This window comes from Corynebacterium suranareeae (assembly GCF_002355155.1).
In the GTDB taxonomy this organism is placed as follows: domain Bacteria; phylum Actinomycetota; class Actinomycetes; order Mycobacteriales; family Mycobacteriaceae; genus Corynebacterium; species Corynebacterium suranareeae.
Map to the genome: position 1 here is coordinate 3,107,440 of NZ_AP017369.1, position 21,085 is coordinate 3,128,524.

Annotated in this window: 20 protein-coding genes; 13 read left to right on the top strand and 7 right to left on the bottom strand. The window is 52.7% G+C overall.

The window, feature by feature from the left end; all coding sequences use genetic code 11:
* Window positions 1–30: 30 nt before the first annotated feature.
* Together N24_RS14300 and N24_RS14305 are read right to left on the bottom strand one after the other, a co-directional pair.
* Window positions 31–2,712: a vWA domain-containing protein gene (locus tag N24_RS14300; protein ID WP_096458558.1), complete on the bottom strand. Its 2,682-nt coding sequence runs from the start codon at window positions 2,710–2,712 to the stop codon at window positions 31–33.
* A complete protein-coding gene (locus N24_RS14305; RefSeq protein WP_096458561.1) occupies window positions 2,706–3,323 on the bottom strand; it encodes a hypothetical protein in 618 nt (205 codons plus the stop codon). The genes N24_RS14300 and N24_RS14305 overlap by 7 nt, the downstream gene beginning before the upstream one ends.
* Window positions 3,324–3,588: 265 nt before the next feature.
* Here N24_RS14305 and N24_RS14310 point away from each other — a divergent pair, with 265 nt between their 5' ends.
* From N24_RS14310 to N24_RS14350, 9 genes are all read left to right on the top strand, one after another.
* Complete coding sequence (locus N24_RS14310) at window positions 3,589–4,962, top strand: dipeptidase (protein WP_096458564.1); 1,374 nt, start codon at window positions 3,589–3,591, stop codon at window positions 4,960–4,962.
* 339 nt (window positions 4,963–5,301) lie between these two features.
* Entirely contained in the window at window positions 5,302–5,862 is a 561-nt protein-coding gene (locus tag N24_RS14315) for an acetyl-CoA acetyltransferase (RefSeq protein ID WP_096458567.1), read from the top strand.
* Between the two features lie 383 nt (window positions 5,863–6,245).
* Window positions 6,246–9,305, top strand: coding sequence for a Na+/H+ antiporter subunit A (locus tag N24_RS14320; RefSeq protein ID WP_096458570.1), 3,060 nt, complete (start codon window positions 6,246–6,248; stop codon window positions 9,303–9,305).
* 3 nt (window positions 9,306–9,308) lie between these two features.
* Window positions 9,309–9,800 (top strand): Na(+)/H(+) antiporter subunit C, encoded by a 492-nt coding sequence (locus tag N24_RS14325; protein ID WP_096458573.1) that lies wholly within the window; start codon window positions 9,309–9,311, stop codon window positions 9,798–9,800.
* Window positions 9,793–11,493, top strand: coding sequence for a Na+/H+ antiporter subunit D (locus N24_RS14330; protein ID WP_167382132.1), 1,701 nt, complete (start codon window positions 9,793–9,795; stop codon window positions 11,491–11,493). Before N24_RS14325 ends, N24_RS14330 begins: the two co-directional genes overlap by 8 nt.
* Window positions 11,490–11,999 (top strand): Na+/H+ antiporter subunit E, encoded by a 510-nt coding sequence (locus tag N24_RS14335; RefSeq protein ID WP_096458576.1) that lies wholly within the window; start codon window positions 11,490–11,492, stop codon window positions 11,997–11,999. Before N24_RS14330 ends, N24_RS14335 begins: the two co-directional genes overlap by 4 nt.
* Before the next feature lie 3 nt (window positions 12,000–12,002).
* A complete protein-coding gene (locus N24_RS14340; RefSeq protein ID WP_096458579.1) occupies window positions 12,003–12,278 on the top strand; it encodes a monovalent cation/H+ antiporter complex subunit F in 276 nt (91 codons plus the stop codon).
* Window positions 12,279–12,281: 3 nt separating this feature from the next.
* A complete protein-coding gene (locus N24_RS14345) occupies window positions 12,282–12,662 on the top strand; it encodes a monovalent cation/H(+) antiporter subunit G (protein ID WP_096458582.1) in 381 nt (126 codons plus the stop codon).
* Window positions 12,663–12,868: 206 nt separating this feature from the next.
* The gene (locus tag N24_RS14350; RefSeq protein WP_096458585.1) at window positions 12,869–13,090 is read left to right on the top strand and encodes a hypothetical protein; all 222 of its coding nucleotides are present in this window, start codon (window positions 12,869–12,871) and stop codon (window positions 13,088–13,090) included.
* Between the two features lie 767 nt (window positions 13,091–13,857).
* Here N24_RS14350 and N24_RS14355 read toward each other — a convergent pair.
* Genes N24_RS14355 through N24_RS14370 form a run of 4 tightly spaced genes read right to left on the bottom strand, consistent with a single transcriptional unit; the run spans window position 13,858 to window position 16,505 of the window.
* A complete protein-coding gene (locus N24_RS14355; RefSeq protein WP_231911030.1) occupies window positions 13,858–14,466 on the bottom strand; it encodes an alpha/beta fold hydrolase in 609 nt (202 codons plus the stop codon).
* Window positions 14,467–14,469: 3 nt separating this feature from the next.
* Window positions 14,470–15,600 carry a glutamate--cysteine ligase gene (locus tag N24_RS14360; RefSeq protein ID WP_096458588.1) on the bottom strand — a complete coding sequence of 377 codons (1,131 nt, stop codon included), beginning with the start codon at window positions 15,598–15,600 and terminating at the stop codon, window positions 14,470–14,472.
* A 60-nt stretch (window positions 15,601–15,660) separates the two neighbouring features.
* On the bottom strand, window positions 15,661–16,287 hold the full coding sequence (locus N24_RS14365; RefSeq protein ID WP_096458591.1) for a LytR C-terminal domain-containing protein: 627 nt from the start codon (window positions 16,285–16,287) through the stop codon (window positions 15,661–15,663).
* Window positions 16,288–16,292: 5 nt separating this feature from the next.
* The gene (locus N24_RS14370; protein WP_003853699.1) at window positions 16,293–16,505 is read right to left on the bottom strand and encodes a DUF3263 domain-containing protein; all 213 of its coding nucleotides are present in this window, start codon (window positions 16,503–16,505) and stop codon (window positions 16,293–16,295) included.
* Between the two features lie 15 nt (window positions 16,506–16,520).
* Here N24_RS14370 and N24_RS14375 point away from each other — a divergent pair, with 15 nt between their 5' ends.
* From N24_RS14375 to cls, 4 genes are read left to right on the top strand one after another with little or no spacing between them, the layout of a single operon-like run.
* Entirely contained in the window at window positions 16,521–17,102 is a 582-nt protein-coding gene (locus tag N24_RS14375) for a peptide deformylase (protein WP_096458594.1), read from the top strand.
* Complete coding sequence (locus N24_RS14380) at window positions 17,092–18,099, top strand: N-acetylglutamate synthase, CG3035 family (RefSeq protein ID WP_096458597.1); 1,008 nt, start codon at window positions 17,092–17,094, stop codon at window positions 18,097–18,099. The genes N24_RS14375 and N24_RS14380 overlap by 11 nt, the downstream gene beginning before the upstream one ends.
* 26 nt (window positions 18,100–18,125) lie before the next feature.
* Window positions 18,126–18,917 (top strand): exodeoxyribonuclease III, encoded by a 792-nt coding sequence (locus N24_RS14385; protein ID WP_096458600.1) that lies wholly within the window; start codon window positions 18,126–18,128, stop codon window positions 18,915–18,917.
* A gap of 6 nt (window positions 18,918–18,923) precedes the next feature.
* Window positions 18,924–20,426 (top strand): cardiolipin synthase, encoded by a 1,503-nt coding sequence (gene cls, locus N24_RS14390; RefSeq protein ID WP_096458602.1) that lies wholly within the window; start codon window positions 18,924–18,926, stop codon window positions 20,424–20,426.
* A gap of 222 nt (window positions 20,427–20,648) precedes the next feature.
* Here cls and N24_RS14395 read toward each other — a convergent pair whose 3' ends face one another.
* Window positions 20,649–20,852 carry a hypothetical protein gene (locus N24_RS14395; protein ID WP_096458605.1) on the bottom strand — a complete coding sequence of 68 codons (204 nt, stop codon included), beginning with the start codon at window positions 20,850–20,852 and terminating at the stop codon, window positions 20,649–20,651.
* Window positions 20,853–21,085 lie beyond the last annotated feature (233 nt).

Consider the following 21,085-nt stretch of genomic DNA (forward strand, 5'->3'; position numbering starts at 1 on the left):
TTAAATCAGTTTTTAATCGCACGTTACAGGCTATCGCGCACCGAAGCCGCCGCCAGAACCGAATCCACCATTGGTGTCATTAGATCCGCTACCGGATCCAAAGCCACCACCCGATCCGAAGCCGCCTCCAGGGCTGCTGCCAAAACTAGGAGTTTGCTTGTCGACGCTCCCCTGCGCGGCTGCCTCTGGCGCGCGCGGTGGGGTCTTGGCGGACTGGGAGGTCGCGGCGTCGTCAAGCAATTTTTGTAGTTCGCGTGCCCTATCGGGGGCTTTGCTGGTGATGTCGGCGACCATGCGGTCGATTTGGCTTTGTTCGCGCGGCAGGTTGGTGAGAGCGATCAGTTCCATGCGGCTTGGGTCAGCCCCACTTGCGGTGAGGAACCAGTTGCCTTGGACTGCCAGTGGAAGCTTCGCCTGAGTGCCCACTTGTTTCCCATCGCCGCTAATCGATGGGTCGGTTTGGACGATCACTGATGGGGAAGCAAACGGATGCCAGTGGAAACGCTGGACTTTAAGTTTGTGGCCTTCCACATTGAAGCTGTCTCCGTGCACCACAACCTGCTTGGATGCAGTAGTTTGAGCTGCAAGATCAGGGGTGGTGTTTCCTGCATAGCGCAGTGCTTCGCCGGAGAAATCCACCGGGATTCGTACTGCACTCATCGCCGCTGAAGGGACCTTTGCGGAGATAAATCGCACAATGTACAAAATGAGCAGCGGAATCAGAAGAGACAACACAAGTGCCAAAATGAAGGCTGCTGCGAAAGTAGAGGCATTAATCGGGACGCTTAATGTACCTTCGGTGGGCAGATCCACGCTGGTTTCATTAGCGCCTTCCGCATTGGAAATCTGGAGTGGCACTGAGCCGTTGACCAGGCCATCGCGAAGATCACTCACGGTTAACTCAGCAGGCAATGTACCTTGTTCATCTAATCCAAGCACCAAAGCATTCTCGGGACTGTCGAACGTACTGGATACCGCGATGCCTTCCACTCCATCTGGTAGTACTCCACTGAGCTGAGTCCCAGGAGCAACCCATACCTTGCCGGGCCCAGTGACCGGGATATCTACAGTGACCACGTCCTGATCTGCTGCAAAGCGCACAGATGCCGGAAGCTGTGGCATATCGCGCTGGGTAATGGCGATGCGTGTGGTGTTAAGAATTGGACTCAACGTGGTGCCGGGAAGACTATCTACACCTGCGGTGGTAATCGTGGTGCGGGCTTCCACCGTGCCAATAGCTGGCAGCTGGGAAATCATATCCAGCGGGAAGCTTAGATCACCGCCAGAGATATCCAGTCCTTGAGCCAATGGGGTGAACTCACCTGTATCAGCACGGGTGAAACCAAGATCCACCAACGCAGAGCCTTCCAGAACTCGTGGCTGACCATCACGGCCCACCAACTGCATATTTAACTGCTGGTCATCGCGAAGATTCAAAGAACCATCGGCAGATTCCCCTCCACCAAACACCACTTGGAGATCCGGCTGGATTTCCACCGAGTTGAATACGCGTCCATCAACTGCTGCAGGATCGATCCCTTGGAATTGGATCTGCCATACTCCCTTCCAGTCCCCGCCTTCCTGCAGATTTAAGATTCCATCAGCCATCTGCACGGGAGAGCTTTCAGCTTCCCAGCTAACCTCAGTGTTGTTGGCAGTGGTGTTTCCGGAATCTTTCAGCTCTACAGTCTCGCCATTGGGTGCGGTTAAAACCAAGTGAGCGTTCGCACCAAGATCATCCTTAGCAATCGCGGTGAAACGCACGGAGTTCACCGAATTATCCAAAGTGAAACTGAACGGATCGCCAGCTCGGGTTTCCCCGATTGCTTCGCCACCAATGGCTAAAGCCTCACGGAACGCTGCAAAAAGTCCTCCGACGTTATCTGCAGGGAAGAATGCACCATTGGCTGGTTCTACACCACAGGTGCCACCACCTGCGGTGGTGCTCCGAAGAAGGCTGAAATCAGAAGGATTGGAGGGAGCAGATAAACCAATACCAATGTGAGTAATACCGGCACTGCGCAATCTATCTGTCACGCCACCAGGCTCACACAAAGCTGCTTCAGCAACATCTGCGCCTTCCTGGGCAGTCAATGCACCATCGGTAAAAGTCACCAGCATGCGGCAAGAATTCTCAGATCCAGAGCGGGTGAAATCTTGGTAGGCACCCTCAATGGCGGAAGCATAGTTGGTGTATTGCTCCTGAGTGCGATCCGCGAAGCGAGAGATTTCATCTTGAACCCCACTGGCCGTGGAATCATTTAGTTCAGTCCACGCACCATAATTATCTGGATCAGTGGCACCAGACTTGTAGGTTTGACCAAAACCCGCAACCCGGATGCGGGTATTCAAATCGCCATCACTTTGCTTGGCTAGAAGCTCATCCACAAAGCTTTGTGCTGCCGGTACGCGGTGGTGCTGGGCATCTGCGCCTGGCTGATCTGGATTAACCACGCCGTCTTTAGCCTCATGGATCAACGACTCAGTTTCATCAATCATGATAATGACATCAAGAGCACCTTTATCAGCGATACATGCACCCAAATTACTCAGTGACCCTGATGCTCCGTTTTCCGCAACAGGTGGTTCTTGTGCCATTGCTCCCGGCGCGAAACTTACTAAAGCACCGAAAAATAACGCGGTGGTTGCAGCAACAACTCCACGTGTTAATCGAGGTACGTCCACAGTTTTAAAGTTCAATGTGTTCACCATGACTGCTTTCCTACCCACAAGGCAATATCTAGTGCGGACCACACAACAGCGGCGATCAAAAGAATGGCTGTGACGGTAAACAGCGTCTTCTTCCACGGCACTTCTGTATAAAAGCCGGTTGATTTTCGTTCATTGACGGTCGATATGTACTTACCGATGGAAAGCACACTCAAGATTCCTGCCAACACCCAGGCAGTTACTGCCACAATGAAAAAGAGGTTATCGGTGGCCACTGGCGCACCAAAAGTAATCCACGCATTGAGTCCAAGGCTGATCAGCCCTAAGACTAGGCCGGGGAGAATCCATTCAGTGGGTGCTGATTGAAGTCGCCCACCTGCTCGCCTCCTCCCCGAGGAGCTGCCTAAGGAGCTGCCTGTGGAGCTTCCCGGTGCGGGGCTTTGTGGCGCGGCATGGGGCGTCGAAAAGCCTGATGGTGAACCAGAAGAACCTGCTGGTGTGAACCCGCCCGAAGTCCCTCCCGTAAACCCGCCTGAAGAACCACCAAAACCACCACTTTGTGATCCTCCACCAAAACCAGACTGTCCACCGGAGAATCCTCCAGAGGAAGAACCAAACGTCCCTCCGGGTGACTGGTTAAATCCTTGTGACATCAGCTACTCCGCACGTGAATAAATAACCGAAACTTTAAACCTGCCAAGTTTCCTTGAGATTTTCCTTCTTCTTCGACCTTTTCTTGTTTGCCTAATATAACTCACGGGGTGGACACGCCACGCGCCTTAATCCACATAGACTGTAAATTTTTTCGAACACCTCCTGCGTACCGCTTTGCGCTTTCACCTGCTACACCTGCAAAAATAGCGGTTTTTATGATCCTTTCCGTAACTTGGTGGCTTTTCGTATATAAGGTGGAAAAGCATGACCCAATTCGAAAATGTGCAAGAACTTAAAGCAAACATCGAAAGCCAACGCGAGCAGATCTTTACCCAGTTGAAAGAGATCGTTTCCTTCAACTCCGTGCACAGCGACCCCAACCTGTTAGACGATTATGCAGGTGCAAAAGATTGGGTTAAATCAACCCTGAGCGATGCTGGTCTATCTGTCAGCGAATTCCCCGCAGAAGATGGAACCACCAACTTCATTGCCACCCGAAAGGGCACTGAAGGCGCTCCCACAGTCCTGCTGTACAGCCACTTTGATGTTGTTCCTTCCGGCCCGCTTGATCTGTGGGACACCAATCCTTTTGAACTCACCGAGCGCGATGCGGGCCATGGAACACGCTGGTACGGACGAGGCGCTGCGGACTGCAAGGGCAATTTGGTTATGCACCTCGCCGCTCTTCGCGCTGTGGAAGCCAGCGGAAACACTGACCTCAACCTCACCTACGTCGTCGAAGGCTCAGAGGAAATGGGAGGCGGAGCACTCAGCGCGCTCATCAAGGACAAGCCTTCGCTTTTCGACGCCGATGTCATCCTCATTGCCGACAGCGGAAACGCAGCAGTGGGCACCCCAACATTAACCACGACCCTGCGAGGTGGCGGCCAGGTCACCGTCACGGTGAACACACTTGAAGGCGCAGTGCACTCCGGCCAATATGGCGGTGCTGCTCCTGATGCTGTTGCTGCGCTCGTTCGTGTTCTAGACACCTTGCGCGATGAGCATGGCCGCACCGTCATTGATGGTGTTAACACCACCGCGAATTGGGAAGGCGAGCCGTATGATCCAGAAACTTTCCGCAGCGATGCCGGAATTTTGGATGGTGTAGAGATCATGGGCGACGGCGACAACCCAGCAAGCATGCTGTGGTCAAGGCCTGCTATTTCCATCACTGGATTTACCTCTACCCCGGTGGCAGAGGCACTCAATGCTGTTCCAGCGACCGCATCGGCCAAGCTCAACCTTCGAGTCCCAGCAGGGCTTGAAGCAAACGAGGTGGCACAGAAGCTGAAGGATCACCTGATCAAGCACACTCCATGGGGAGCAAAGATCACGGTAGATATCGATGACATCAATCAGCCTTTCTCCACCGATATCACCGGCCCTGCAATGTCCACTCTGGCGTCGTGCCTCAGTGTCGCCTACGACGGCAAGGATCTTGTCACTGAGGGCAGCGGTGGATCCATTCCACTGTGCACTGAGTTAATTGAGATCAACCCAAAGGCAGAATTAGCGCTTTATGGCGTGGAGGAACCACTCACCGTTATCCACTCCGCTAATGAATCTGTTGACCCCAATGAGATTCGTGATATCGCCACAGCCGAGGCATTGTTCCTGCTCAACTATGCTAAGTAGACCCCGAACCGGGAATTAACAAAGCAATCTTCACAGAATTAACCACCCCCTAATGGGGTGGTTTTTTCATTGCTCAAAAAGAGTGTCTTGATTCACTTTGTGACGACGGTTACCATAGCCAACGTGACTAAAAACATTGACCTTAAGCGAGTAGCCAAGGCTACGTACCCTACTGCGGGATAGAAGGACTGGCTCCCCGCACTAGGGAAGTAGTCGTTAATCAACACCAAGAAGCTTAAGAGTCGGTCCTCCACCTAACAGGATCTTTCACACCCATCTTTTCCATATCCAGAGAAGATCGATCCTCCCCTCTTTTTTCAGACGCAAAGGACCGTGTCAATGTCTCTCTACACCTATACCCAAAGCACCCGTCGCTCCACCATCGTCGAGTTCCGCCGCGAACAAACTCGCAACCACACCATGGAACCAATCCAGGCAGAGCCACGGATTTACGCTGATGACCCCTTCCGCGCACGCTTCGGCCACCAACTGCCACGCGGACTCCGCGAGGAAGCACGCGGCATGGAATGGCGCACCTTCACCAACACTTATGCCCCAACCGGCAACCTACGCATCAGCAACTTAGAATCCTCCGCACGCCGTGGTGGCATGTTCCACTTCACCGCCACCCTAATCAACAACAACCAGGGCGAGCGCACCACCACCGACGCTCAGATCATGGCAACAGGCCCGGTCTCCGCATGCACAAATTTGCTTGCCGACGCCGGCCGTCGCGTTGAAATCCTCGAATTCCACCAATTCGACATCTTTGAAGCAACCGTCACCTTCATCTACACCTGCAACAACGTTTCCCGCACCTGGGCAATGGGCTTTGGCGGTAACCCTGAGCAATCTGCAGCTTCCGCAATGAGCTCCGCAGCCCACCTCCTATACGGTTAAGCAACGCTTTCTTTTGATTCCCCGGGTGCCCTCACTGCACCGGGGAATCAACTATTTTCCAGGAAAGTTCAAAAAATCCACCAAAATACCTTTGACCTGGAACAACTGGTTTCAACTTCGCGCAACAGACCCTTATATATACAGTGCAATTCAAAATTCCATTGGGATCTCAGTCAAGACACAGGTAGACTGCCCTCTGTATTGGTCGCGCCCTGTGCGACGCCGACTGAGCTTTAAATGTGTTTCTCGGTTGACAGACTAGGTTTCTTTATTTCAAAAAAATCGATGTGTGTTGCTAGCTGGGGGTAGCACACACGTTGGCGTTGCTGTTTGGTGTGGCTCCAGAATAAATCCAACACGCGCAAAGGGGAACTGGAGAACACGTGCTCATTCTTTTTCTCGCGCTCACTGCAGCCGCAGTAGTCGCCCCCGCTTTAATCCGAACTCTTGGCCGTCCAGCATTTGGACTTTTGGCACTCATCCCTGCCACCGGTTTCTTCTGGGTGCTCACAGAGTTCATTAAAGGCACCTTCAAAGATGGGGGCGCGCTGAGTCTTCACTATGAGTGGATGCCTTCCGCACACCTAGACATTGATTTCCGCATGGACTCCCTTGCGGCGCTATTCTCATTGATCGTCCTGGGTGTCGGCGCGTTAGTGCTTCTTTATTGTTGGGGTTATTTTGACTCCAACCCGGGCCGCCTCAGCGCCTTCGGCGCAGAACTCGTCGCCTTCGCCATGGCGATGTTTGGTTTGGTTATTTCAGACAACATCCTGTTGATGTACGTCTTCTGGGAAATCACGTCCGTTTTATCCTTCCTTTTGGTCGGCTACTACGGCGAGCGTGCATCATCCAGGCGCTCTGCTGGCCAAGCCCTCATGGTCACCACCTTGGGTGGACTATCCATGCTGGTGGGCATCATTTTGGTGGGAACCCAAGCAGGCGTGTGGAAATTCTCTGATATTCCCGCATACTCAGGTTCGTGGGCTGATGTGCCATATATCGCTACAGCAGCCGCACTGATTCTGGCGGGTGCTTTGTCCAAATCAGCCATTGCACCAACCCACTTCTGGCTTCCTGGCGCAATGGCCGCACCTACCCCAGTCTCTGCATACCTGCACTCTGCGGCGATGGTGAAAGCTGGTATCTACCTGGTTGCACGCCTATCTCCCGACTTGAACGTGGTGGGTTCGTGGTACCTGATTATCATTCCGCTTGGCATGCTGACCATGATCATGGGCGGTTGGATGGCGCTGCGCCAAAAGGATCTCAAGTTGATCCTTGCCTACGGTACGGTCTCCCAGCTTGGTTTTATTATTTCCGTGGTGGGAATCGGTACTCGTGAGGCTTTGCTTGCAGGCCTTGCTCTTACCGTTGCGCACTCGTTGTTCAAAGCAACGCTGTTTATGATCGTCGGCGCGATTGACCACACCACAGGTACGCGCGATATCAATAAGCTATCTGGTTTGTGGCGCAAGATCCCAGTACTTTTTGTAGTCGCAGCCATTTCAGCTGCTTCGATGGCAGGTATTCCACCGCTGTTTGGGTTCATTGCCAAAGAAACTGCATTAGACGCCGTGCTCAATGAACAAATGCTGCACGGTATGCCAGGACGGTTGATGCTAGCTGGAATCGTGTTGGGTTCGATTTTCACCATGGCATATTCCTGCTACTTCCTTTACGAGGCTTTTGCCACCAAACACTCCAAGTTCCCAGAGACCAACGGTGTTTCACCAGCGGTTGCATCCATGCACCCAGTGAAGTTCAAGCTGTGGATCGCGCCAGTTATCTTGGCAATCCTCACGGTTTCTTTTGGTGTATTCCCCAAGCCGGTCTCCGAAGCGATTGTTACCCACTTAGACAATGTGACGCCATCGCATGATGAGGCGCATACCTACCTGGCGCTGTGGCACGGATTGAATGTGCCGCTGCTGTTGTCAGTGGTGATCATTATTTCTGGATTTATTATCTTCTGGGAACGTGCCACCGTTGAACGTCTGCGTCCAAATACCGCAGCATTTGGTAGCGCCGATACCGCCTATGATGCGATCCTGGACGGATTGCGCGTGCTGTCCCACCGCCTGACTGCATCCACACAGCGTGGTTCATTGACCTTGAACATCGGTGTGATTTTCTTCGTGCTTGCATTAGTACCGTTGATCGCGTTGATTACTGGCGAACGCAATGTGGTGCGCATGGAGCTCTGGGATACCCCAGTGCAAGGGTTCATCGCAGCGATCATCATCGTGGTGGCCATTGTGGCAACCACCATGGACAATCGCCTTTCTGCGTTGATTTTGGTGGGTGTTACCGGCTATGGCATCGCGGTCATTTTCGCCCTCCACGGCGCACCTGATCTGGCACTGACTCAGGTGCTGGTGGAAACCATCATCATGGTTGTGTTCATGCTTGTGCTGCGCAAGATGCCCACAGAAGTCGCGTGGAAACCAGAACCAAAGCAGTCTCGCGCACGTGCCTGGCTTGCTGCTGCAACGGGACTGTCTGTAGTGATCATCACTATCTTCGCCATGAATGCGCGTACTGCTCAACCAATCTCGGTGTACATGCAAGATTTGGCATATGAGATCGGCCATGGAGCAAACACCGTCAACGTGTTGCTGGTGGATCTGCGTGGTTTTGATACCTTCGGTGAGATCTCTGTTCTGGTGATTGCTGCCACCGGTATTGCCTCCCTGGTCTACCGAAACAGAAGTTTCCGCAAGGATTCTCGCAGGCCCACCTTGGCAACCACTGGGCGTCGTTGGTTGGCTGCTGCTGTTGATACAGAACGTGCACAGAACCGTTCCCTCATGGTTGATGTAGCAACACGTATCCTCTTCCCAGCCATGATGATGTTGTCGGTGTACTTCTTCTTCGTTGGACACAACGCACCCGGTGGCGGTTTCGCCGGTGGTCTTGTGGCATCATTGGCGTTCTCCCTGCGTTACCTCGCCGGTGGACGTGAAGAACTAGAAGAAGCCCTGCCAGTTGATGCTGGCAGAATCCTCGGCACTGGACTGTCGGTCTCTGCAGTAGCGCTGCTTTGGCCAATGGTGCTGTTGGGTGAACCACCATTAACCTCCCACATTTGGGATCTCACCTTGCCACTCATTGGTGATATCCACATTGCATCCGCGTTGATCTTTGACCTCGGCGTTTACCTCATCGTGATCGGATTGACCATGCACATCCTCAACAGCCTGGGCGGCCAGCTCGACCGCGATGAGGAAATGCGTAAGCAGCGTGCTCGTGACCGTGCGCGCCGCTTGGCGCGCAACCAGCGTCGAGAAGCAGCAACCGTGGGTGCTCGCAGGTCAAATGAAAAATCTGCACGCCAAATGCCTACGATTCGGCCTCCCGGAGCAGACACCGAGCCGGTGGCTGAAAACGGTGAGAACGAAACGTCGATAAGCACAAAGCGCATTAAGCAGGAAGGAAAATAACACATGGTTGCCAATCTTTTCCTGCTTCTAGCAGCCGGAACGCTCGTGGCCGCAGGTGTGTATCTGCTGCTTGATCGCGCAATGACCAAAATGATTATGGGATTGATGCTGATCGGCAACGGCGCCAACGTCCTGATTCTTGTCGCCGGTGGCTCTGCTGGATCACCACCAATTTTGCACCGCGAAAGCGAAATCTACGGCGAGAAAATCGCCGACCCCCTTGCCCAAGCCATGATCCTGACTGCAATCGTGATTTCCATGGCTCTGACCGGCTTTATGCTGTCACTTGCATACCGCCAGTACCGTTACCGCACCGAGGACTTTATTGAAGATGACACCGAGGACGTTGCAATTACTGTCCGACCAACCCTGGCTTCTGCTGCCCCTGACCACGATGCGTCCGATGACCCTGAGACTGGCCGCATGACCTCAGACGGTGATGAGTTTGGCCCAGAGTCCTTCGAAGCACCACTAAAGGGAGATAAGGATGACTAGTTTGTACGAAACTCTCGTCCCGCTGATCCCTTACATGGTTCCGCTGCCCGTAATTTTGCCGGCAGTAGCAGCGGCGTTGGCCCTGATTTTGTCCAAGTATCTGACTGCTCAGCGCACCATCACCATGGCGGTACTGCTGTTTCTGATCGGTCTGAATGCCTCCATGCTGTACGTGGTTGACCGCGAAGGTATTCAAACTTTGCAAATGGGCGGCTGGGATGCGCCCATTGGTATCACGCTTGTAGCAGACCGGCTTTCAGTATCCATGCTGACGGTAAGTTCCATCGTGCTGTTTTCCGTCATGTGGTACGCCATTAGCCAGGGTATTCGCGACGGCGGCAAGGACGAACCGGTTGCGGTGTTCCTGCCTACCTACCTGCTTTTGTCCATGGGTGTAAACCTAGCGTTTCTCGCTGGCGATCTGTTTAACCTCTACGTTGGTTTCGAAGTGCTGCTGGTGGCATCGTATGTACTGCTGACCTTGGGGGCGTCGCCTGCGCGTGTGCGTTCAGGCGTAGGTTATGTGATGGTGTCCATGGCATCATCGATGGTGTTCCTCTTTGGGCTTGCCATGGTCTATGCATCAGTAGGAACCTTAAATATGGCGCACATTGGATTGCGCATGGAAGACGTGCCATCCGGTACCCGGTCCGCGATTTTCGCAGTCCTGTTGGTGGCTTTCGGTATTAAAGCCGCAGTATTCCCACTGGATTCTTGGTTGCCGGACTCCTACCCCACCGCACCATCGCTGGTTACTGCAGTGTTCGCAGGCCTTTTGACCAAGGTTGGTGTGTACTCCATCATTCGAGCGCGCTCCATCATCTTCACCGACGGATCCCTAGACACTATGCTCATGTGGGTAGCACTAGCCACCATGCTGATAGGTATTTTGGGTGCGATGGCCCAGAACGATATCAAGCGTTTATTGTCATTTACGCTTGTCAGCCACATCGGCTACATGATCTTCGGCGTGGCTTTAGGATCAGCACAAGGTCTTTCCGGTGCGATCTTCTACGCGATCCACCACATTTTGGTCCAGACCTCCCTGTTCCTGGTTGTTGGACTTATCGAACGCCAAGCCGGTTCCTCATCACTGCGCCGACTTGGATCCCTTGCCTATATTTCCCCGCTGCTAGCCATCTTGTACTTCATTCCCGCCATCAACTTGGGCGGAATCCCACCATTTTCCGGATTCCTGGGCAAAATCATGCTCATTGAAGCCGGTGCCCAAGATGGTGGCTGGCTGGCATGGGTACTTATCGCCGGAGCTGTCATTACTTCCCTGCTCACCCTGTACACCATGGTGTTGGTCTGGTCCAAGGCCTTTTGGCGCGACCGCAAAGACGCCCCAGATGGTGCAACCGCTCTAGCAAGGCCAGCACCACTCGTTGATGTTCAAGACGAAGTTGCTGTCAAAGACCGCGACGATGTGGGACGGATGCCTTGGGGCATGGTCATGTCCACCGCAGTGCTGGTCTCTGCATCGCTTGCTGTATCTGTACTGGCCGGACCACTATCTTCTATCACCGGACGCGCCGCAGAATCCGCACAAGATGTAAATATCTACCGCACCGCAGTGCTTGGCCCCAACTACTTAGAGCCTTCACGCACCCTAGAAATGGAGCGTTACGACGCCAACCGCGATGACATCAACCACCGCGTAGGTGCCAACGGAACGGAGGAACAACCATGATGAGCGGATTCAAACGCCGATTCCGGCCCATATTCATCATCATCCTCACTTTGATGTGGGTAATGCTCATGGCGGAATTTACCTGGGCTAACTTTGTCGGCGGATTCCTTGTTGCCAGCGCAATTGTGCTGTTCCTCCCACTTCCAGCAATGCCCATTGAAAATATTTCCATTCGCTGGGGATCACTCATCCTACTGCTTTTGACCTGGGTGAAAGACCTCGCGGTAGCCTCCGTCAAAGTAGCTTGGCTGGCACTTCGGCCAGCTGACCCACCACGCACCGCAATTCTTCAAGTTCCCATGCGTGTGCAAAACGATTTAGTTTTGTCATTTGCCACCGTGCTGTACAACCTGCAGCCAGGCGGAACTGTCACCGACATCGACATCGCCAATAGAATGTGGACCATTCACGTACTAGACGCCGACAACGAAGAAGACATACGCCGCGAAATCCAAAACGTTGCCGACCTAGAAAGCAACCTGATCCACACCTTTGAAAGGAGCTAAGCGATGGATTCCACCCTTTACACAGCAGGCTTAACTATCGCAGCTGCCTTTTTCATGCTGTCGTTCATCTTCACCATCTACCGCATCGTGGTTGGCCCCAACTCCATCGACCGCCTGCTCGGCCTTGATGGAACCGTCTCCATGATCCAATGCTCCATGGCAACCTACATCTGCTGGACACTGGACACCACCGTTTCCAACTTCATGATGGTTATCGCACTGTTGGGATTCATCAGCTCAGTCTCAGTCGCCCGCTTCCGCAAGAGGGATGGTGCTTAAAAAATGGATCTCCAACTATTCACCGATATTGTCTCTCTCGTGCTGATTCTCAGCGGTGCATTCTTGTCATTTTCCGCATCGATCGGTCTCGTGCGCTTCAAAGACACCATGTCTAGAGTCCACTCCATGACTAAGCCTCAAACAACGGGACTAATCCTTACCGTTGTGGGTGCCATCATCCGCATTTTGGGCCATGAACACTTTGATCAATCCCAACGAAGCGATCTCGGTGTGCTGGTACTGCTCGTACTGTTCGCGTTGCTGACCAGCCCAGTAACCGCCCAACGTGTCGGCCGTGTATCCAGGCGTGAAGGACTTTACGGAGCCAAGGATGATATGTCGGACAACCAAGCACCAGCAGAGTTGAAACCGAAAAAACCTTAAAGATCATCGCGCGCACGGGCCTCTTTCCGGGTTTTAGAGATAGACGTTAAATAGGCTCTAAAGACCGGCAAAGGGCCCCTTTTTGTTTGGTGAAGTGGGCACGAAGCCGGTGGCAAAATATGGTGTGAATCGGCCAATATGCTTGGCTCGGATTGATTGGCTCGGATTGATTGGCTCGACATCCGAGAGAATTCAAGGAGCACCTGATGTTAAAGATTGGAACCATAGTTGCCATTCTCGGTGCAATCATCTTCATAGCTTCAGTTGTTGCGTCTGGTGTCCACTACCGAATCTCGGAGACCGCAGGCGAAGTAACAAACACGCCTGCTTGGATACTCACCTGGCAAGGCGTCGGGCTTGTGATAGCGACAATTGGCGTCATTGTCTTTTTAGCAGCAATCATCCGAGAAAACAGAAGTCAAAACTAAAAAGATCCATGTCGAGCCACCGGGGTGGGGCGATTATCGCTTGTTTAAAGCCTCGGATTTTCTGGATAAGTTCGGTATGCGTGAGGCCTTGAAAACCTCTCAAAAGCGCTCCTGAGGAGGTATGACTTTTCAAAGTACCGGCCCCGTCTTTTAACGATGGAGGGGTATTAACTATCAATGCTCCATTGCCTGGCGATATTACTGAATTAGACGTAGACCTTTTAGGCTTTCTGACAGGAATAATATCTGCTACCTTGATCGTAGATAAAGATGCAATTGGAATTCCTTTGAGATAATTGGGTCAACCATGTGCAACAATGGGATTTGAAAATCGCCTGTTCCGGAAAGGAATTAAGCATGAGTAGTAGAAGAAAAACTACAGATGCTCTGTATTCTGATCGGGTTAAACTCTTACGTGATAATCCTGAGCAGTATTTTAAGAATTTCCCTAAACCAGAATTTGGTTTCCTTCAGACCCGAAAAAATAGCACCACACCAAAGTCCTCCAAATAACAAATTGCTCCCTCTAACCTTTTGACTAGGGGAACATTTTTAGGTTAAGGGACAAAATGTGTGCTTTTACCGTGGGTCGACCATAAGGGAAATTTATCGGGTTGTTCAGGACCCCAAGTTTTTGACATGAAGCTTGGTCCAGATTGGATCTCAAAATCCAAAACTGGAACACCTGTGTGTGCTCCCATGCCTACTAGCCCCATGCCATGCCACAGCGAAGAATCGGCGAACCATCAAATCGACCCGCGCATAACCTACTGAGATAAGAACTCCGCAATCGCAGCACCAGTTTGACGGCCGTGAGTAGTAAACGTCAGCCAACCTGCGCCGTTAATCACCGAGGTCTGTGCCCCCGGTATAGCGAGGTCTTCTCCAATTGTCGCTTTCTTGGATGAGCCTTTAATGATCAACGTGGGTGCTGTGACATCAGAAAACTGTGGCGGTGTGGTTGCACGGGCTTCTTCTACTTGCTGCAGGAGATCCTTTTTGTTCTTTTTCCTAAAGAGAAACCCCGGCATGATTTTCAAAGCGGTACTCATGCTTTTTAGTTGTTTGTCATCGAAACTGACTAAAGGTGAATCGAGTACTAGGCGTTCCACCCGGCGCGGTTGGTTTTGAGCAATGGTTAAAGCTACGCCTGCGCCAGTACCCGCACCGACCAAAATTACTCGGCGGATTTCTTCGCGGTCGAGGATGGATTCCACTGCTTTGACACCTTGGGACACAGAGCCACTCCAGGGCACGATGCGGGGTTTCAGCCCGAGGCCTGATGGAAGTTCATTGACCACATCGGTAAACACATCGGGCATTTGTTGTGATTCGGGGATGAAGATGATGTGTTTGGATTCAAATGTTTGTTCCACGGATTAGTCCAATGCTTTAAGGTCGTTGAGTTCATCGCATGCGAGATCAACGGCAGCTTTCCAGTCTCCGGTTTTTTTGAATACGTTGCGTTGGCGTTCGTATCCACCGCCGCGCTCCAAAATCTCCAAAACGAGTTCTAGTTCACGGACGCAGCCGAGTTCCCTGGCCAAGGGGGTTAATCGGGATACAAGTCGGCGCAGTTCATCTTGAACCATTGCTTCGTCGGTGTCTGTGGAAATGATGATCTCGGCATCAAGTCCGTAGCGGGCTGCTCGCCATTTGTTTTCAGCAACGTGCCATTGCTGCAGAGTGGGGAGTTTTTCACCTGCATCAATCATGCGGTCATAGTGCACAACAAGGCAGTGGGTTAGCGCCACTATGGCAGAAAGTTCCCTCAGGTTTGAGGTGGAATCAGCAATTCTGACTTCAATGGTTCCCCACTTAGATGCAGGGCGGATATCAAAGTGCATGGAGCCGGTGTGGTTGATAACACCGGATTTGTCTTGGTCAGCCATGTAGCTGCACCATTCATCCCAGCTTTGGAATTGGTAGGGCAATCCGGCGGTGGGTAGCTGTTGATACAGCATGGTGCGGTTGGATGCGTAGCCAGTATCTAGTCCATCCCAGGCCGGTGAGCTTGCAGAAAGGGCCAAGATATGGGGGTAGTTGGTGAGCAAGGCGTTGATGATTGGCCAGACTCGGTCCTCGTGGCTGATGCCCACGTGAACGTGGATACCCCAGATCAGCATTTGGTTTCCCCAGTATTGGGTGCGTGCGATGATCTCGTCGTAGGAGCCTTTTTCAGAAACAGGGTTTTCCCGGAAGTCAGAAAATGGGTGGGATCCTGAGGTCCATAGTCGAAGCCCTAGTTCATCGGCTGCTTCTTTGAGGACGTCTAGATCATGGGAGAGTTCTGCTACTGCTTGTGGAACGGTATCGCATACGCCGGTGACTAACTCGACGGTGTTTTGTAGGAATTCGCGTTCCAGGTGTACTTCGGGGTGGTTTTTACCCACTATCTCAAGTATTTCTGCAGCGCGTGGGGCGAGGTCGCGGGTTGTTGGATCAACAAGTGCGATTTCCCATTCAACGCCCAGGGTGGGTCGCGGTGAACGCTTAAACTCTATGCCCATGGCCTGAGCCTCCTAAACATCTGACTTAAAATCTGGCTGAAAATCTTTCAACGCCAAAAACTACAGCGCCACGTCTTGGACTAGTACCAACACGATGGCGTCACGGCCTTCGGTTTCGGTTGGCAGTACTTCGCTGCGCTCCATGGCTACGCCACCAACGCGATCAGCTAGTTCGCGTGCTGCTTTTTCTGCTTCTGCATTTCCTGCGGTGAAGTAGACGGTATTTTGCGGGATGATGGTGTCTGGAAGGTTTCCGGATTCAACATTCTGGTAGTCACCGCTCAGGGTGTCTGCAACGCGGGCTGCCAGTTGTGGAACCGTGGAGTTGTTGAGCACGTACAAGGTGTTCACTGGGGTGGAAGCATTGCCTGCTGGTTGTGGGTCAGCGGCTGTTTCCTCCGATGCATTCTCCGCAGCCTCTTCCGAACTTTCAGCACCAGCTTCTGGTTCACTAGCTGCTACCGAGCCTGTGGTTCCAGGGTTTGTTTGCGTGGATTGGGTTTGTTCGGTGCTTGACGCAGTGGAGGTGGAATCGTCTTTACCCTGCATTGACCACAGTGCCCAAGCTGCCAACAGCACAGCCACGGCGATCAGGATCATGGCCAAGCCACGCATGGGCAGTCCGCCCTGCTTTTCTTCTTCTGGGGTGGCTGAGTGCTGTGGAGAATTCTGCATGTCCGAAGTCATGTGCTTTAGTCTATCTTTCCGGCACGACGTCGTAGCCTGGACACCAAAGTTGGATTCACTTTCATTGCTTCGGGGGTATCGATGATCACGTTGAGGCGTTGGTAATAACGCACCGGTGAGATACCAAAAGTGGCGCGTATGGCTTCCTCTTTAGCCCCGATTGCGTGGGGTGCATGAGCTTCAAACTCGAGGAGGGTTAAATCATCTGCGGAAAGCATGCATAGAATGTTGCCATGACTGTCCGACCAATCGTTATTCATGGAGACCCTGTTCTCCACAACCCAACTGAGCTTGTTACGGAGGATGTCTCTGAACTGCAGGAACTGATTGCAGATATGTATGAGACCATGGATGTTGCCAATGGTGTAGGCCTTGCTGCTAACCAAATTGGTGTATCCAAGCGCATTTTTGTGTATGACTGCCCAGATGATGAAGGTGTCATGCACAAGGGATGCTTTATTAATCCGGTGTTGGAAACTTCTGAAATTCCAGAGACCATGCCTGCTGATGATGGCTCTGATGAGGAAGGCTGCCTGTCTGTTCCTGGCGAAGGTTTCCCTACCGGCCGCGCGCACTGGGCAAAAGTTACTGGCTTAAATGAAAAGGGCGAGGAAGTTTCTGTCGAGGCAGAAGGTTTCTTGGCTCGGTGTTTCCAGCATGAGGTAGGCCACCTTGATGGTTTCTTGTACACCGATGTGTTGATTGGTCGGTGGAAGCGCATGGCCAAGAAGGCAATTAAGGCTAATGGGTGGACTGAGCCTGGTTTGACTTGGATGCCTGGTGAAGATGAGGATCCTTTCGGGCATGACGCCTAGTCTTCCTCGTTTCCGGAGCCATAAACCTGCCATTGGTGATCGTGTTGTTGCACGTCGCCGGATTCCTGGTGCCAGTGTGCATTGGACAGATGTCATTGGCCATGTGATTGGGTTGGATCCGTTGGTGGTGCGCCCGCAAAGTGTTGGCGGTATGCCTTCTGATGCGAAGGAAATTGTTATTCCCGCAGATCAGCTTGAGGTGATAAAGATTTTATCGCCTCGCACGATTAGGAATTCTGATATCCGCGCGGTGGAAGTGGCTACGGCGAAAGCGTTTCCAGGGCTTGTCAACGAGTGGCACGATGGTTGGTTGTTGCGTGCAGGAGATGGCATTGCGGAGCGTTCTAATTCTGCTTCCCCGCTAGGTCCCGGTGTGGGTTTTGAGCCAGTACCTATGGAGGAGATTTCGCGGTTTTATTCACAGCATGATCTCCCAGTAAAGGTGCACATTCCAGAACGGATTGGCCGACCTGCGCAAAAAATGGTGGATGCCGATCCGAAGCAGTGGGTGATGGGTCCAGAGATTTTGGTGATGACGAAATCCCTGGAGCACATTGAGGCCCGCGAAATGGTTGGTGAACTGGAGTTTAGCGTCGATAAGCAGCCGGACCAGGATTGGCTGGACATGTACCATTTCCGCGGACAGGCGTTGCCCGCGCACGCCCTTGAGCTTTTGCGCACGCAAATCGATGGCCGCATGGGGTTTGGGCGCCTGACCACGCCGGCGGGGCAGACCGTGGCAATCACGCGCGCGACCATCACGGCGGCGGAGGAGCGAATATTTTTAGGGTATTCAGCGGTCGAGGTTGCTCCTGCTTATCGACGCCAAGGGCTAGGCACCGCGCTCGGCTCGCGCATTCAGGCCTGGGGCGCCGAACAAGGCGCAGAGGAAGCATATTTGCAGGTAGTTGCCCATAATGAGGCCGGGATTGGTCTTTATGAAAAACTAGGTTTCAGCGAACACCACAGACACCGCTATGCCGAGCGGAAATTCTAAAATTCAAAACAGCTAGGGTATTAGTCATGCGCATTGTAAATTGGAACGTCAACTCAGCTCGCACTCGTGTGGACCGAATGGTGGATTTTTTGCTTCGCCATGATGTTGATGTTCTAGCGGTGCAGGAAACCAAATGCAAAGATGAGCAATTCCCCACCGAACGTTTCACAGAAATCGGCTACGAAGTTGCCCACTTCGGGCTCAACCAGTGGAACGGCGTGGCTATTATTTCCCGCGTTGGCATTGAAAATGTAGAAACCCATTTCCCATCCCAACCAGGTTTCAATAAAGACATCACCAAGGAACAAAGCATTGAAGCGCGTGCCATTGGTGCCCGCTGCGGAGGTGTGCAGGTGTGGAGCCTGTACGTTCCCAATGGCCGCGAAATCGCTGATCCTCACTATGACTACAAACTGCGTTGGCTTTTCGCGCTGCGCAACTACGTGATCGATACCCTGGAATACCGACCTGATGAAAAACTTGTGCTCCTAGGTGATTTCAACATCGCACCAACCGATATCGATGTGTGGGATATCGCCGCCTTTGAAGGCAAAACCCACGTCACCGAACCAGAGCGCGCTGCTTTCGACGGCCTCATTGAAGCAGGACTTACAGAAACCACACCAGGACCAGGAACTTACACGTATTGGGATTACAAAGGCGCACGCTTCCTCAAAGGCGAAGGCATGCGCATTGACTTCCAACTTGCCTCCCCCGCATTGGCGAAAACCGCTGGAGACACCTTCGTTGATGTTGAAGAACGAAGCGGCACCGGAGCATCAGACCACGCTCCAGTCATTGTTGATTACAAGGTGTAGCTGCGTATGAATTTGCAGATCAACCTAGAGTCTTGGCAAACAGTTGGTTTGATCATCGACTACACCATCAAGATCATCGCCATTGGCTATGTACCCGAAGGACGCCGACCCAGCTCCTCCACCGCATGGCTCTTGGCGATTCTTCTACTCCCCTACGTTGGTCTCCCCCTCTTCCTCTTAATGGGCTCGCCGTACATCAACAGGCGACGACACCGCATCCAACAAGAAGTCAATGACCTCATCGAAGACGTCCACGACGATGTCCCCGACGTCCCCGACGGCATGGAAGTCTCCCCCGAAGTAGAATCCGTCATCAAACTCAACCGCAGGCTCACCCGCATGCCCGCAGTCACCGGCGGGAACTGTGGCTTCTACTCCGATTACCGCGAATCCTTAAAACGGATGACCGCTGCCATCGACGAAGCCGAAGAATACATCCACGTCGAGATCTACATCATGGCCTGGGATAAATACACCCAACCTTTTTTCACAGCACTAGAAAACGCCCACAACCGAGGCGTTAAAGTCCGTTTACTCTTCGACCACGTCGGCAGCTGGAAATACCCCGGCTACCGACGCCTGAAAAAAGAACTCAACCGCATGGGATTTGCTTGGTACCTCATGCTCCCCTTACAACCATGGCGCCTACGCTTCCGACGCCCTGACCTGCGCAACCACCGAAAAATGCTCATCATCGACGGCCACACCGGCTTCATGGGCTCCCAAAACCTCATCGCACCCAGCTACCTGCAACGCAAAAACATCAAACTAGGCCGCGAATGGAAAGACCTCATGGTGGAACTGTCCGGCCCCATCGTCTCCTCCATGGAAATGATCTTCGCCGGAGACTGGTACGTCGAATCCAACGAAGCACTAGACATCCGCGACCACGCAGAAGCCCACGGCTACATCGGCAACACTCAAAAAGATTCCGCGACCAACCTCGTGCAGCTCATCCCCTCCGGCCCTGGTTACACCACCGAGCCCAACCTGCGCATGTTCAACTCCATCGTTCACCACGCCAAAGAACGACTCATTTTGTGCAGTCCCTACTTCATCCCCGACGAATCCCTCCTCGAAGCCGTCACCTCAGCCTGCTACCGCGGAGTAACCGTCGAACTATTTGTCTCTGAACAAGCCGACCAATTTGCCATCGACCACGCCCAATCCTCCTACTACCAGGCACTCCTTGAAGCCGGCGTCCGCATTTACCAATTCCCCAAACCCGACGTACTCCATACCAAGTACATGATCGCCGACCCCCACGACACCGACGGCAACGAAGCACTCGCCGTACTCGGATCCTCCAACCTCGATATCCGCAGCTTTGGCCTCAACTACGAAATCTCATTGATGATCGCCAAAGGCAACCTCATCCAAGAACTCAACACACTCACCGACCGCTACCGAGACGCAAGCAAAGAACTCACTCTGGAAAGGTGGAATCAGCGCAGCTGGCGACGCCGCTACGTTGACAACGTCATGCGTTTGACCTCAGCACTGCAATAATGCGCCCGGATTTTTCGTATAGCGTGGTCTCTGATCGGCCCTTAGGTTCGATTCTGGGAGGGCACTTCCTCAGGACTCTTGGCCCGATTTTTGACACTTGATCAGGAAACCAAACATACGTGACAAAAATCCATGTTTTTGAAGATCCTTGTCACGCCTGTCCGGTTAAGAAACCTCAAACCAAACATACGTGCCAATAATTCCTGAAATTTGAAATCTTTGTCACGCCAGTTTGGTCTTTGGATTGAGGTAGTCCGAAGTATCGATCGACGAACCCCGAATGTCACCCATGCGTGGCCCGATTCCGCCGTACACACGCCATTCATGTGCCAGCACCACGCCGGGACCAAACACAGAGACCCAGCATTTAAGTTTTTCGGAATCCTGGGTCTCCTGGTTTGGTTTATCGCACTCGATACCAAACACAGAGACCCAGCATCCCGGTTTTTGAAGATTTTGGGTCTGCTGGTTTGGCCCGTCTTGAATTTTGCCTTTGAAACCGAAAGGTCACACCTCCCCAGAAGCCCTTCTAAGAGGTTTTCAAAGCCCTATCGATACAAATACTCATTCGAAAAAGTCGAGGCTTTAAACAAGCGATAAACGCCTCAAGCTAAATTTCACCGAAACAGCCGAAATAGCCAGGACAACCAGGACAACCA

Coding starts and splice junctions, on each gene's coding strand:
- N24_RS14300 (WP_096458558.1), bottom strand. CDS start 2,712: ATGGTGAACACATTGAACTTTAAAACTGTGGACGTACCTCGATTAACA.
- N24_RS14305 (WP_096458561.1), bottom strand. CDS start 3,323: ATGTCACAAGGATTTAACCAGTCACCCGGAGGGACGTTTGGTTCTTCC.
- N24_RS14310 (WP_096458564.1), top strand. CDS start 3,589: ATGACCCAATTCGAAAATGTGCAAGAACTTAAAGCAAACATCGAAAGC.
- N24_RS14315 (WP_096458567.1), top strand. CDS start 5,302: ATGTCTCTCTACACCTATACCCAAAGCACCCGTCGCTCCACCATCGTC.
- N24_RS14325 (WP_096458573.1), top strand. CDS start 9,309: ATGGTTGCCAATCTTTTCCTGCTTCTAGCAGCCGGAACGCTCGTGGCC.
- N24_RS14330 (WP_167382132.1), top strand. CDS start 9,793: ATGACTAGTTTGTACGAAACTCTCGTCCCGCTGATCCCTTACATGGTT.
- N24_RS14335 (WP_096458576.1), top strand. CDS start 11,490: ATGATGAGCGGATTCAAACGCCGATTCCGGCCCATATTCATCATCATC.
- N24_RS14340 (WP_096458579.1), top strand. CDS start 12,003: ATGGATTCCACCCTTTACACAGCAGGCTTAACTATCGCAGCTGCCTTT.
- N24_RS14345 (WP_096458582.1), top strand. CDS start 12,282: ATGGATCTCCAACTATTCACCGATATTGTCTCTCTCGTGCTGATTCTC.
- N24_RS14350 (WP_096458585.1), top strand. CDS start 12,869: ATGTTAAAGATTGGAACCATAGTTGCCATTCTCGGTGCAATCATCTTC.
- N24_RS14360 (WP_096458588.1), bottom strand. CDS start 15,600: ATGGGCATAGAGTTTAAGCGTTCACCGCGACCCACCCTGGGCGTTGAA.
- N24_RS14365 (WP_096458591.1), bottom strand. CDS start 16,287: ATGACTTCGGACATGCAGAATTCTCCACAGCACTCAGCCACCCCAGAA.
- N24_RS14370 (WP_003853699.1), bottom strand. CDS start 16,505: ATGCTTTCCGCAGATGATTTAACCCTCCTCGAGTTTGAAGCTCATGCA.
- N24_RS14375 (WP_096458594.1), top strand. CDS start 16,521: ATGACTGTCCGACCAATCGTTATTCATGGAGACCCTGTTCTCCACAAC.
- N24_RS14380 (WP_096458597.1), top strand. CDS start 17,092: ATGACGCCTAGTCTTCCTCGTTTCCGGAGCCATAAACCTGCCATTGGT.
- N24_RS14385 (WP_096458600.1), top strand. CDS start 18,126: ATGCGCATTGTAAATTGGAACGTCAACTCAGCTCGCACTCGTGTGGAC.
- cls (WP_096458602.1), top strand. CDS start 18,924: ATGAATTTGCAGATCAACCTAGAGTCTTGGCAAACAGTTGGTTTGATC.